Here is a 13,312-nt window from a genome sequence, read left to right as displayed (position 1 = left end):
TTTTGATATGAAAAAGTTTAGTTTATTTTTATTAGCAATTATTGCTGCAATTTTACTTGCGGCTTGTGGAAATGAAAAAAGCGGAGATTCAAATACAAAAGAAAAAGTAAAAGTGAAAATTGGTGTAAATGGTTCAGATGGCGTACAGTGGCCGATTCTGAAAGAAAAAGCAGCTAAAGAGGGCATTGAGATTGAGTTAGTTGAATTTGCCGATTACACTTTACCAAACAATGCGCTTGCCAATGGAGATATAGATTTAAACGCATTTCAACATATGGCTTTCTTAGCGCAGTATGTAAACGAAAGCGGTAATGATATCGTCCCAATTGGTTCTACTATGTTCGCACCACTTGGCGTTTATTCCGAAAAAATTAAAGATATCTCTGATATTAAAAAAGGTGATAAAATTGCAATTCCAGACGATCCATCTAACCAAGCACGTGCACTTCGTTTATTAGAAGCAGCTAAACTTATTACATTAACAGATGATTTTGGTCTATTCGGAGATCCTTCAAAAATTGCAGAAAATCCATTAAATCTAGATATTATTCCAATGGTTGCGCAGCAGACACCTCGAGTACTACCAGATGTAACTGCGGCAATTATTAATAACGGTGTTGCAGGTCAAGCTGGCTTTTCACCGGGGGAAGATCCAATCTTTAAAGAATCAGGAGATAACGAATCCACGTATCCATATGTAAACATAATCGCAGCACGAGCGAAAGATAAAGATAATAAAGCATTTAAACGCATTCTGGAATTATATCAAGAAGATGATATTAAAAATGCCGTTACAGAAGATACAAAAGGCGGTTCCTTACTAGTGGTTCTTTCGCAAGAAGAATTAAATAAAACATTTGAAAAACTATTAAAATAAAGGAGGAAAATAACATGAGTATCGCAATAGAAAAAAGAGATATAATCACTAATTCAATTGAGCAAAATCGGGAACTGTACATTCAAACCAGTCAAGAAATCCATGCAAATCCCGAAATTGGAAACAAAGAATTTTATGCAAGTGCAAAACATGTAGAGATACTTAAAAATGCAGGTTTTGAAGTAACTACCGCAGTTGCAGGACATGAAACATCTTTCTTTGCGGTAAAAGATAGTGACAAGGAAGGTCCTTCTATCGCTTATTTAGCCGAATACGATGCCCTTCCTGGTATTGGTCACGCTTGCGGTCATAATATTATTGGAACAACGAGCGTAGCTGCAGCGATTGCATTAGCAGAAACACTATCTGAAACTGGTGGACGTGTCATCGTTCTTGGTACCCCTGCAGAAGAAGGTGGACCTAATGGAAGTGCAAAAGGAAGCTTTGTGAAGCATGGTTATTTGAAAGATATCGATGTTGCTTTAATGATTCATCCTGCTGGAAAAACTTCTTTAACTAGTGAAACGCTTGCGGTAGATCCATTAGATTTTCATTTTTATGGAAAAGCTGCGCATGCATCCGGTTCACCTGAACAAGGCATAAACGCATTAGATGCGGTCATTCAGCTATTCAATGGAATAAATGCACTACGTCAACAATTACCATCGGACGTTCGTATTCACGGTATCATCACTCATGGTGGCGATGCCCCAAACATTATCCCTGACTATGCGTCTGCTCGCTTCTACATTCGTGCTGAAACTTGGAAAAAAACAGAGGAGGTCGCAGAAAAGGTTCGTGCGATCGCAAACGGAGCAGCCCTAGCAACGGGAGCTTCTGTAAAAATCGAACGTTTTCAAAATGAGGTACAAGACTTCGTATTAAATTCCGTATTAGATGAAGTAATTCATACTGAACTAGAGGCCATCGGAGAATTCGTTCATCTTGAAAAACGAAAAGGAAAAGGATCAACTGATGCTGGAAACATTAGTTACGCAGTACCTACCGCGCATCCACATATAAAAATTGGACCCGACGACTTGATTGCACACACGATTGAATTTAGAGAAGCAGCCAAATCAGAAACAGGAAACGAAGCGCTTATTAAAGGAGCAAAAGCACTCGCAACAACTGGCTATCGCCTTTTAACAGATGCAGAATTACTGCATAAAATCCGCAAAGAATTCGAAGCTTCCTTAGTCCGAAAAGAAGCGGAATAAGAAAAGGCGTGAAATAAGGCTTAAGTAAATAATTTTACGATTCGGAGGAAACGGCTTTATGCTTGCCCACTGAAAACGTTGCCTACAGGAACTTGTTCATCGCTCAAAATTTACAACTAAGAAAAACTGGGCAAGAGTGCCCAGTCCTTTTAAGAAGTGAAACTTAGAAATCGGTGATTTCCGCTATGGCGGACGCTTTTCGCGGGCATGGCTTCAGTCTCCTCGTCACTGCGTTCCTGCGGGGCCTTCCGCTCATGCTATTCCCGCAGAAGTCGCCGCCTCCGCTTCAATCAACTTGTCACTAATGGAGGTGGATAGATTGGTCAGAAGAGATAAAACAACTGTTAAAAAGGAAATAATTTCCGATGTTTGATCTCCGCTTCATTTTTCGTGGATGCTACTTCCACTTGCCCTATTGATAACAAAGGAAAGTACCAGTTCAATATTTCGACGAAGCATATTTTCTTTCTTATTTGCGGATTGATTGAAGCGGAAGGCGGCGACTCCTAGGGGATTAGCAAGCAAATCAAGACCCTGGACGAAGCGCAGCGAAGGAAGCGGCTTGATGCTTGCCCCCAGGAAAGCGTTCGCCTGCAGCGGAAATCAACCTTTAAAAAAACATCCTCCACTTTTTTTAAGTGGAGGATGTTTTATTTTTGTCTCGATTTTTCATATGTGTCGCATACCAAAATCCACTTGTTAAAGAGGCGGCATCTATAATATAAATCCACCATCTATGCGTGTAGCCAGCATACACCGAGGCGGCAAATAGGGCAACCGTTAATACTAAAGATACATAATGATTAAATGTTATACGAGTAAATAATATAACTAGCAGTGCCGGAACAAAAATGGCTAATATTATTTGTGTTGATAAAGATAGTGTTTCCATAATTCCTCCTACCTAACTAATATTAAGCCTAAACGATAATGATCGTGTTTGAACAATATATGCTGCCGTAGACGGAGCTCTCCCCCCGCATCTAATACTTCCAAACGGCAGTGAGCGGCATTAATTTGAACGGCTTCATATAGTTCGCTCTCATTTGTCACTTTTCGACCATTTACTTTCACAATAGATTCACCGATGAGAAGTCCCATTTTCTCTGCTGGTGAATCTTCTAATACCGCGGCTATCATAACACCATTCGACTGAGGAGATACTGCGAATGTTCCAGCCATTTCTTTTTTATAAGCAATATATGAAATAGCTAATCTAGCAATTATTCCAATAATCAATGCAATTACACTTATAATTGGCATTACAAAACCTATTGAGGCAATGATCACAATTACAATTCCTAATTGCCAAACTTGTTTCCCTAAGTTAGGGAAAAACTCCAATGCAAGTTGCTTTCTACTTTTTTGTTGGAATCCAATGACAAATGGAAATAATATTAGAGAAAATGTTGAGTCTCCAAGTGTAAATTGCGGCCAATAAGGTAGATAGGTAGAAATCACATCTCCGGGTATAACCATTAAAACGGGTAATAACCACAAGCGTTTCGTTACATATTCAATTGCTTCACTACCTCTAGCTGTTTTTACTAGTCTTGGAGAAGCATTTGCTGCCCCGTGTTTTTGAATAAGAATTCCTTCAACAAATAATAACAAACCAGCTAAAATAACTATTGGAACAATTGCTTCCTGCATTATATTAAAGCCAGCAATATTCCGAGAAAAAATATGAAAAGACCAATCATACATATTCATAAAATACAGCGTAAGTGCGCCTAATGCCATTGCATAAATAGCAGAACCAAGTTGGTAAACAAAAAACAATATAAATACAATCATCCATGCACTATAGATAAATAACCAGGAAGATGGAACGACCAGTCCTACTAAGACACTGATGACCGAAAGAACAATTGCCCAAACATACCCATCCAATAAATGCTTTATCTCTGTCCAACCCCATAAAATTCTAGTGCGGAAATGCTTTCTTTCTCTCTTCACACGAAAATAACCAATTAATATGGAGAAAAGAAGCGTAATATACACTACAGGATTTAGGAAAAAAAGTCCAATTCCTTTAGCCAATTCGATAAAAATATCTTCCATTATACGCAAACCCCTCTCTTACAACTATCCGTCCTATTATTGTAACAAACGAGGAGGGCTTTGCGTATAGATTTTTAGGATAATCTTATTTTTTCAAATTGTGAATTAAATAACTTATCCCCATTTGTAATTGCTTATCGTTCTCTTTTCTAGCTTTATAGTCCGTAAGTGTCTTAGAAAGTGATTGGAAAAGGAGATCATCTATTTCATTATTAGCCTCAAGTTTACTATCTTGACGGTATTTTTCTACTGCTTTCATTGTATCTTCATCAAAATAACCATCTTTTCGCACAATATTGTAATCTAATGCTGCTAATATATTTTGAGCGTATTTTATTTCTTCTCCATAATCCCCTACTCTAAATTCACCGTGAGGATATTTAACATCCATTGTGAACAATTCCTCTGGCTCAACTTTTAGATCTGCTTCAATGCCTTTATGGTGAATCCATTCTTGTTTTGGTGTTAGCCATTTATGAGTAGAGATTTTCAGCTTGCCCCCATTAGAAAGTGGATGCGTTTCTTGAACAGTTCCTTTTCCAAAACTTGTTTCACCAACTATCATCGCACGGTTGTTATCTTTTAATGCACCGGCTAATACTTCACTCGCAGAAGCACTGCCACCATTTTGTAATAACACTGTAGGAATTTTATTTAAATAAGGTTTTTCCTTACTTTCAGTGTTTAACATCTCAAGAACCCCATCTGGATCTTGCATGTAAGCGAAAGTTTTTCCATTTTCAAGTAAAGTACTAACAATGGAGGCGACACTAAATAAGTAGCCACCAGGATTACCTCTCACATCAATAAGTAGGCCATCAATTCCTCTGTCCACTAATGATTTTGTTTGTTTTTTCCATTCCTCACCTGTATTTTCTCCAAATATAGAAATGGTAACAAGTCCAATCGAATATCCATTTACTTCATATACTTCACTTGAAACTGAATGCAGAGCAATCGTTTCCCGTTTCATATGTAACTCAATATGGCGTCCCTCGCTTGAACGATAAACTGTCATTTTAAGACTCGTTCCTTTTTCACCACTGAGCATTTTGACAAGCTCGGACAATGATTTTCCATCGAGTCTTTCTCCATTTACTCTCACAATTTCATCTTGAGGTTTTAATCCTGCTTTAAAAGCGGGAGAGTCTTTAAGAGGTGCTACTACAATAAATTTCCCACCTGAAATCATAATTTCTGCACCGATTCCTACTCGTTCTTCTGCAAGAGATGCATCATGTGCAGTCGCTTCCTCTTTTGTTAAATACGTGCTATGCGGATCTTCTAATGCCTGTGCCATTCCCCGTATTGCACCTTCCACGATTTGTTTATCATTTTTTGAAAATACCGCTTCCTTTTTAATTAATTGAAATGCCTCATCAATTACTTGATTATTACTTATAGCCGTTGTTTGTTGTTTAGGTGATGATTTTCCGAACCATAAGTACATCACACCGAGCAAAATAATAAACAAAGATACATATAAAAAAATCCGACTTTTGCGCAAGCTATACCTCCTATTTTTCCACTAATATATGTGAAAGAAGGAGAGTTTAATACTCGCACAAAAATCGGAAATTAATTAAGACTCTTAACTAAATCGCTAAGCATTTGTTCATCCATTGGACCAACTATCTTATTTTGAATCGTTCCATCTGTGTTAATCATATATGTAGTCGGAATAGTAATCGCTTGATATGTTTTTCCTACTGTTCCTTCTTCATCTAATAGAATTGGAAAACTTAATGCATAATCTTCTTGAAAACCTTTCACTTTATCAATTCCCGAATCCAAATTAACCGCTAAAATTTCTACATTTTCTTTCTCTGCCACGTCTTCGTAATAGTTCTGCATATCCGGCATTTCCGCTTTACAAGGAGGACACCATGTTGCCCAAAAGTTTAAGACTACTTTTTTTCCTTTATAATCTGCTAATGATACTTCTTTTCCATCCAGTGTTGTGAGTGTAAAGTTTGGAGCATTATCACCTTTTGTAATACCTTCACTAGCTGGATTTGTAGCTAAATCTGTTCCCAATTCAATATTGGACATTGCATCTGTTTTATCAACATTATTTTTTACAAACGAAATGGTCGCAATTGCAACTAAACAAGCAATAATTCCTAAACCAATTATTTTTTTCTTCACACATTTTCCCCCTAAAATTATGTACTTTATATTTCAAGAGTCATTAATAATAATAATCTACCGCTCCTATTATATGCATAAACGGTAGGAGAATACTAACTTGTTGCCTTAATAAGAAAAAACGGACAAAAAGACGCCTAAACTAATTCTATCCTCTTAGCGATAGCTAGGCTAAATCTGTTAGCTACTACATACTTAATGGATTGTAAAAAGGAGGCGACTCCAGTCGGAGGCCAACAGGATGTTGGTCACGAAGGCGTTGCCACACGATGTGGCGCTCTTAGCCTTTGTTCCTCTGTGAGACAGATGAGCCATCACAACGAACGCGTCTACCTAAAACGGAAAACCGCGGTATTAAATATTTCCCTGTAAAAATAACGGTAGGCAAACTCATTTTTATTGAGTTTGCCTACCGAATGAAAGGCGGAATTTGCCGCGTTTATTTTATAAAGATATATATCTCAGTGGATTAACAGAGTTTTTCGCCATACCTTCCCATGTGCCGATATGAATTTCAAAATGTAAGTGAGGACCGGTTGAGTTACCAGTTGTTCCGATTGCTCCAATAATTTGTCCTTTCGAAACAACTTGTCCAACACTAACTTTGATACTACTTAAATGTGCATATAAAGAAGTGAAAATCTGACCATCGATTGAATGAGTCACCATAATAACATTTCCGTAAGTACTTAAAGGCGACGCATATGAAACTACTCCATCGGCAGCTGAGATAACTGGTGTACCGATACTATTCGCAAAATCAACACCATAATGGAATTTTTCTGATCCATAAATCGGATGCACTCTTCCACCATATCCAGAAGTCAAACGACCATTTGCAGGTTTCGTCCATGCACCTGGAGATACATCTGGAACAGCTACGGAAGAGCCACTAGCAGCTTGCTGGCGTTTTCTCTCTTCTTCTGCTTTACGCTTTTTCTCTTCGGCTGCTTTTCTAGCAATTTCCGCAATACGTTTTTGTTCCGCAATAATTTTATTTTGAACATCTTCACTTAATTCTAAAATATCGTCATATTCTGTTTCCAACTCTTGCTTCTGAGTATGTAACTTGGCTTGCTCAGCCTCTAATTGATCGATAAGGGTTCCTTTTGATTTTTTTTGTTTATCTAAAGATGCCTTCAAGTTCCCCAACTTACTTTTTCTTTCTTCTTGATCATTTAGCTTTTTCTCTAAACTCAATTTTTGTTCTTCTAACTGTTTTTTATCATCAGCTTGTTCTTTTAAAATAGTTCTATCAGCTTCCATTAAAGTACTAACTGCTGAAAAACGGTCTATAAAATCGATAAAACTATTTGCTCCAAGCAAAACATCTAAGTAACTAACAGAACCTCCGCTTACTTGGACGGCACGAATACGTTCTTTTAAAAGTTCATCGCGCTCTTCAATTTTACGTTCTAATTCGGCAATGGAAACATGTAATTTTTCAATTTGGTCCGTTGTTAATTTTATTTCATTCAAAACTTTAGAAATATTGTCTTCCGTTTTTAATATCTCTGTATCTAACGCTTGAATTTGTGCATTGATTTGGTCAATTTTCGACCCATTTTGATCTATTTTACTTTCTGTTTCTTTAATATTCGAGTGAATCGAATCTTTCTTTTGTTCCAATTGTTTCTTTTCATTTTTTAAATCACTTAAAGAATTCGCTAGCGCACTCGGTCCTGTGAATAAAAGTGCTGTTGAAGTTGCTACGACTAAAAAGCGCAGCTTCCATTTAGACTGTTTTCTCAAAACGTATTGCTCCCCTCATCTTTTTAAACACGCAAAAATTTGCGTACCGACATAAAACTTCCCCATACTCCAATTAGTACACCCATTAGTAATATCAAAGCATCAACTTGATAAATAAAAGGAGAAAAGTCGAGGAGTTCAAATAATTTTCCTTGTGCTAGTTTCGGCTCTAGCATTTTATAAATATTGTAGTAGAGTACGGAAACTAATGTGATTGGAAGAATAGAACCTAAAATCCCAAGCCACATTCCTTCTAAAATAAATGGAATTCTTATAAACCAATTAGTTGCACCAACGAGCTTCATAATTTCAATATCTCTTCTTCTCGCAACGATAGTAATACGAATAGTATTTGAAATTAAAAACATAGCAGTGAACAATAGAGCTAGTATTAGTACTAAACCTACATTTCTACTTGTATTTAAGAACGAGAATAATCTCTCAATTTTTCCTTCTCCGTATTTAACTTCGAAGGTATTATCTAAGCGATCAATTTTTTTCGCAACTACTTCTGTATCTTGTGGATTTTTAGCTTTTACAACAAACACATTATGTAATGGGTTTTGTTGTTCAAATAAACGTAAGTCTTCACCGAAATCTAATACTAATTTATTTAATTCATCTTCTTTTGTCGAATATTGAACTTCAGCAACTCCTGGTGTCTTCTTAATTTCATCTGCTAATTTTGTAATAGAATCCTCATCTGCTGTTAATTCTACAATAACTTTTATTTCTACATCTTTTTCAAGATTATCTGCTACTTTATTTAAGTTCATCATAATCATGACGAATACACCTACAAGTAATAATGTAACCGTCACTGCACTTACCGAAGCAAAAGTCATCCAACCATTGCGACTAATGCTCTTAAGACTATCTCTAAAATGTCTTCCTGCTGTTCTAGTTTTCATAACCGTATTCCCCTCCGTATTCATCCCGAGTGATTAATCCACCCTCTACTGCGATAACACGGTGTCTTATTGTATTGACAATTTCTTTATTATGAGTTGCCATTATAATAGTAGTTCCACGTGAATTAATTTCTTCGAAAATATTCATAATTTCCCATGACGTATCTGGATCTAAATTCCCTGTTGGCTCATCTGCAATAACTAATTTCGGAGTGTTCACAATAGAACGAGCAATTGATACACGCTGCTGTTCCCCACCAGAAAGTTCTGTTGGAAACATTCTAGCTTTATGTTTGAGACCTACAAGCTCTAAAACATCCATTACGCGTTTGCGAATGACTTTTGGAGTTTCTTCTATTACTTCTAATGCAAAGGCAATGTTTTCGTACACATTCAAACGAGGAAGCAATTTGAAGTCTTGAAAAACTACTCCGATTTGTCTTCTTAAATACGGAACCTTTGAGGGTTTCAAAGTTGCCAAATTGACACCATTAATAAAAATATCACCTGAAGTAGGTTTCTCTTCTCTATACATCATTTTAATGAATGTCGATTTTCCTGCACCACTTGGTCCAACTACATATACGAATTCACCTTGTTTAATTTCTACGTCAATTCCATTGGCAGCAACAATTCCATTCGGATACTTTTTGTAAACATTTACCATCTCTATCATTTTTAAACCACCTATTTATCTCGCGTAATAAATTTCGACATGCCTATTATAACATTAGAACTCTCTTCTATTATTACAATTACATTTCAATTTGTAGGTAATATTAGGTGACTCACCCAAGATACTTTGAATAATTAGGAGTATTTTATTACATACAAACTACCTAATTGCTCTTATATTCTACATAAATCCTCTATATTCCTTCTTTAGTAACAAAAAAAACAGTTGCTTGGATTAAGCAACTGTTTTTGTTTAATAAACATAAAATTAATTAAATCGTTTAAACTAAAAAATACCTTTGCCATTTTTGTCGAATGCACTCCGTCTGCACTACAAGTGGTTTGAATGAAAATGTGTGCTATTTGTTTTCAACGGTCTAAAAAGGTTATTTTTTCTCTGATAACCACTGAGCTACAGCATCTGCATCTGCTCCTGTAACTAGTCCAGCTGGCATACCGCCTCTACCATTTTCAAGTACTTTTAAGATTTCATCTTTAGATAGTCGAGAACCTACATTCATAAGATTTGGGAAGTTTCCTTGACCTTGTAAGTTTCCTCCGTGACAAGTAGTACATTTTGCTTTTACAATTTTTTCGGGATCTACCGCGGCAGTTTCAGTTGTTGTAGTACCTGTTGTCGTAGTGTTTGTTGTTGTTTTTTCTGTTTTTGCTCCACCGCATGCAGCTAACATTAATACTGTTCCAAAAATTACTGCTAATAGTTTCTTGTTCATGTTAATCCTCCCTTAACAATAATTGCTTTGCATTCTTATTATACCAATATTAGTACTTTTTAAAACCTTCCCCAAGAACTTCATATGCATCTGAAACTATTACAAATGCAGAGGGATCAAGCGTTTTGACTAATTGTTTCAACTTTGTGAATTCGGTTTGATATGCTACAACCATTAATATTGGTCGTTCTTGATCCGTATATCCACCTATTGCTGGTAATTTCGTCACCCCTCTATCTATTTCTTTATATATAGCATTCCTTATTTCTTCTTGTTTATTCGTAATAATATAGATCATCTTTGATTGACTAAATCCAAGTTGGATGATGTCAATTGTTTTTGTCGTTACAAATAAAGCAATCAAAGCATAAAGTGCTTTTTCAATATCAAAAACGATAGCTGCACTGAGTACAATTAATCCATCAATTAGTAAAACGCTCTTACCTAGAGAAAAACCTGTATATTTCGCTATAATTTGTGCTGCTAAATCCGTTCCCCCAGTTGAGGCTCCACCGCGGAAAACGATACCTAAACCAAGTCCTATCGTAATACCACCAAACAAAGCACCAAGTAGTGGATTTGTTGTCCAAGGCTCCCAACTTGAAGTAAACAAAACAACAGCTGGTAATGTAAGGGTACCTACAAATGATTTTATACCAAACTTCGCACCTAAAAAAAATAAACCCGCTATAAATAAAGGGATATTAAAGGCATATTGAACAATCCCTGGTTTCCATCCAAGAACACCATTTAATATTGTACTAATTCCACTTACCCCACCTGAAGCAACTTGATTTGGTAATAAAAATACATTAAAACCAATTGCAATAATTGCAGCTCCCAAAATGATATATATATAGTCTCTTCCTTGCTCCAACAATGGGGGAAGTTCTTTGTGTACTCTTTGATTGGTAGTCATATTTTTTCCTCTTTCTTTTATTAATTCTATTTGATACCCGAACTAGTATAACAACAGAATGGGAGTTTGTGAACTTCAGTAAAGCGGAGTATTGAAGGAATAAAGAACCGTAGATTCAAATTTTTTCGACCGATTGTTGTATATATTCGATCGATTATAATAAGTATTCGACCGATTCTTTCTTTTATAATAAAAACCGGGCAAAAAGACGACCGGCCTTTTAGACACTACTTACTTAATGGATTGTAGTGAAAGGTGGCGACTCCAGCCGGAGGCCAACAGGATGTTGGTCACGAAGGCTTTGCCACACGATGTGACGCTCTTAGCCTTTGTTCCTCTGTGAGTCAGATTAGCCATCACAACGAACGCGTAGCGGCGGTGAGGGCTCATCGCTCACCCCGCGGAACGCGTCCACCTGAAACGGAAATCCGCAGTATTATTTAATTCTTTAAAGTACAGGAACACTGGTTTCGCAGGACGATAATCCATATTCTTTCATATCTTTTAGAAAAACCGGGCAAAAAGACGACCGGCCTTTTTAGACAATACTTACTTAATGGATTGTAGTGAAAGGTGACGACTCCAGCTAGATGAGTGAGACAGATGAGCCATCACAACGAACGCGTAGCGGCGGCGATAGCTCATTACTCACCCCGTAGAATACGTCCACCTGAAACGGAAATCCCACTAGCTTTGCGCAGGAGCGAAGGAAGCGGCTTGATGCTTGCCAGACTTGCAAGCGTCCGTCTGCAGCGGAAATCAATCTGTTCCTGGCATCAATTGATATATATTCCTATCTTTTAAATAAAACGAGATGCCTCGTCTTTCTTGGCATCTCGTTTGTTAACTTTTAAAAAAAAATACCCTAATGTTATTTACTATTAACATTAGGGTACCATTCTTCTATTAATTTATTCTTGAACGTAAATATGCGTGTATAAATTGGTCTAACTCACCGTCGACAACTGCATGAACATTTCCGCTTTCTTCACTTGTACGATGATCTTTTACCATAGAATATGGGTGGAAAACGTAAGAACGAATTTGACTTCCCCATCCAATTTCTTTCTGTTCTCCACGGATTTCTGCAAGTTGCGCTTCTTGTTCTTCTATTTTCAATTGATACAATTTAGATTTTAATAGTTTCATAGCTTGCTCACGGTTTTTAATCTGTGAACGTTCGGTTTGACAAGTAACAACTGAATTGGTTGGTAAATGCGTAATACGAACTGCTGAATCGGTTGTATTAATATGCTGACCACCTGCTCCAGTTGCTCGGTATGTGTCTATTTTTAAATCTTCTGTTCGGATTTCGATTTCAATTTCGTCTGTGAATTCTGGCATAACTTCACAAGAAACGAACGAAGTATGTCGACGTCCAGAAGAGTCAAATGGCGAAATACGTACAAGGCGATGTACACCTTTCTCCGCTTTTAAGTAACCATAAGCATTATGCCCTTTTATCAACAGTGTCACCGATTTGATACCTGCTTCATCACCAGGTAGATAGTCGATTGTCTCCACCTTAAAGCCATGTTTATCTGCCCAACGTTGATACATACGAAGTAATATAGAACCCCAATCCTGTGATTCTGTACCACCTGCACCCGGATGCAATTCTAAGATAGCATTATGCTTATCATATTCTTCACTTAAAAGTAATTGCAATTCAAAGTCGGATAGTTTGCTACTGAATTCTTTTAATTCGTTCCCAAGCTCTTCTTGTAATTCCTCGTCTGGCTCTTCTTTAATGAGTTCAAGAGTCATTTCTAAATTTTCTTGTGTGGAAACAAGATCATTGTATTGTTCTACTATTCCCTTTAACCCATTTAACTCATTAATTACTTTTTGAGCGCCTTGTGAATCATCCCAAAAGTCTGGGAAAGTCATCAGTTCTTCTAGCTCTTGTATACGGACTTCTTTGTTTTCTAAGTCAAAGAGACCCCCTGAAGTCTTTTAATTTTCCTGCTGTTCGATCCAATTCATTTCGTACTACTGCTATTTCAACCATA

12 protein-coding genes are annotated in these 13,312 nt (G+C 36.9%); 2 read left to right on the top strand and 10 right to left on the bottom strand.

Going from position 1 to position 13,312, the window contains the following annotated elements; genetic code table 11:
* The first annotated feature begins 7 nt into the window (after positions 1–7).
* Positions 8–877: a MetQ/NlpA family ABC transporter substrate-binding protein gene (locus ACFVR1_RS00470; RefSeq protein ID WP_387578959.1), complete on the top strand. Its 870-nt coding sequence runs from the start codon at positions 8–10 to the stop codon at positions 875–877.
* 14 nt (positions 878–891) lie between these two features.
* The gene (locus ACFVR1_RS00465; protein WP_387578957.1) at positions 892–2,097 is read left to right on the top strand and encodes a M20 family metallopeptidase; all 1,206 of its coding nucleotides are present in this window, start codon (positions 892–894) and stop codon (positions 2,095–2,097) included.
* 634 nt (positions 2,098–2,731) lie between these two features.
* Here ACFVR1_RS00465 and ACFVR1_RS00460 read toward each other — a convergent pair.
* From ACFVR1_RS00460 to prfB, 10 genes are all read right to left on the bottom strand, one after another.
* Positions 2,732–2,989 (bottom strand): CsbA family protein, encoded by a 258-nt coding sequence (locus ACFVR1_RS00460; protein ID WP_387578955.1) that lies wholly within the window; start codon positions 2,987–2,989, stop codon positions 2,732–2,734.
* Between the two features lie 8 nt (positions 2,990–2,997).
* Positions 2,998–4,161 carry a PDZ domain-containing protein gene (locus ACFVR1_RS00455; protein ID WP_387578952.1) on the bottom strand — a complete coding sequence of 388 codons (1,164 nt, stop codon included), beginning with the start codon at positions 4,159–4,161 and terminating at the stop codon, positions 2,998–3,000.
* An 85-nt stretch (positions 4,162–4,246) separates the two neighbouring features.
* A complete protein-coding gene (locus ACFVR1_RS00450; RefSeq protein WP_387578949.1) occupies positions 4,247–5,668 on the bottom strand; it encodes a S41 family peptidase in 1,422 nt (473 codons plus the stop codon).
* Between the two features lie 71 nt (positions 5,669–5,739).
* A complete protein-coding gene (locus ACFVR1_RS00445) occupies positions 5,740–6,309 on the bottom strand; it encodes a peroxiredoxin family protein (RefSeq protein ID WP_387578946.1) in 570 nt (189 codons plus the stop codon).
* A gap of 444 nt (positions 6,310–6,753) precedes the next feature.
* Positions 6,754–8,061 carry a murein hydrolase activator EnvC family protein gene (locus ACFVR1_RS00440; RefSeq protein ID WP_387578944.1) on the bottom strand — a complete coding sequence of 436 codons (1,308 nt, stop codon included), beginning with the start codon at positions 8,059–8,061 and terminating at the stop codon, positions 6,754–6,756.
* Between the two features lie 23 nt (positions 8,062–8,084).
* Positions 8,085–8,972, bottom strand: coding sequence for a permease-like cell division protein FtsX (ftsX, locus tag ACFVR1_RS00435; protein WP_387578942.1), 888 nt, complete (start codon positions 8,970–8,972; stop codon positions 8,085–8,087).
* Positions 8,962–9,648: a cell division ATP-binding protein FtsE gene (gene ftsE / locus ACFVR1_RS00430; protein WP_387578939.1), complete on the bottom strand. Its 687-nt coding sequence runs from the start codon at positions 9,646–9,648 to the stop codon at positions 8,962–8,964. Before ftsE ends, ftsX begins: the two co-directional genes overlap by 11 nt.
* A gap of 385 nt (positions 9,649–10,033) precedes the next feature.
* The gene (gene cccB / locus ACFVR1_RS00425; protein WP_387578936.1) at positions 10,034–10,381 is read right to left on the bottom strand and encodes a cytochrome c551; all 348 of its coding nucleotides are present in this window, start codon (positions 10,379–10,381) and stop codon (positions 10,034–10,036) included.
* A gap of 49 nt (positions 10,382–10,430) precedes the next feature.
* On the bottom strand, positions 10,431–11,300 hold the full coding sequence (locus tag ACFVR1_RS00420) for a YitT family protein (protein ID WP_387578934.1): 870 nt from the start codon (positions 11,298–11,300) through the stop codon (positions 10,431–10,433).
* Positions 11,301–12,206: 906 nt separating this feature from the next.
* Positions 12,207–13,311, bottom strand: a protein-coding gene (gene prfB / locus ACFVR1_RS00415) for a peptide chain release factor 2 (RefSeq protein ID WP_387578931.1) whose coding sequence is annotated in 2 segments (ribosomal slippage) — positions 12,207–13,235 and positions 13,237–13,311 — 1,104 coding nt in all. Because the reading frame shifts where the segments join, the coding sequence is not laid out codon by codon here.
* Position 13,312: the final 1 nt, after the last annotated feature.

The organism is Psychrobacillus sp. NPDC058041, from assembly GCF_042885655.1.
Lineage (GTDB): Bacteria > Bacillota > Bacilli > Bacillales_A > Planococcaceae > Psychrobacillus.
The sequence above is the reverse complement of the archived record's forward strand: the minus strand, read 5'-3'. Positions and strand labels throughout refer to the sequence as shown.

What these genes read in the sequence shown, in the direction of transcription:
- ACFVR1_RS00470 (WP_387578959.1), top strand. Translation starts at nt 8, where the DNA reads ATGAAAAAGTTTAGTTTATTTTTATTAGCAATTATTGCTGCAATTTTA.
- ACFVR1_RS00465 (WP_387578957.1), top strand. Translation starts at nt 892, where the DNA reads ATGAGTATCGCAATAGAAAAAAGAGATATAATCACTAATTCAATTGAG.
- ACFVR1_RS00460 (WP_387578955.1), bottom strand. Translation starts at nt 2,989, where the DNA reads ATGGAAACACTATCTTTATCAACACAAATAATATTAGCCATTTTTGTT.
- ACFVR1_RS00455 (WP_387578952.1), bottom strand. Translation starts at nt 4,161, where the DNA reads ATGGAAGATATTTTTATCGAATTGGCTAAAGGAATTGGACTTTTTTTC.
- ftsX (WP_387578942.1), bottom strand. Translation starts at nt 8,972, where the DNA reads ATGAAAACTAGAACAGCAGGAAGACATTTTAGAGATAGTCTTAAGAGC.
- ftsE (WP_387578939.1), bottom strand. Translation starts at nt 9,648, where the DNA reads ATGATAGAGATGGTAAATGTTTACAAAAAGTATCCGAATGGAATTGTT.
- cccB (WP_387578936.1), bottom strand. Translation starts at nt 10,381, where the DNA reads ATGAACAAGAAACTATTAGCAGTAATTTTTGGAACAGTATTAATGTTA.
- ACFVR1_RS00420 (WP_387578934.1), bottom strand. Translation starts at nt 11,300, where the DNA reads ATGACTACCAATCAAAGAGTACACAAAGAACTTCCCCCATTGTTGGAG.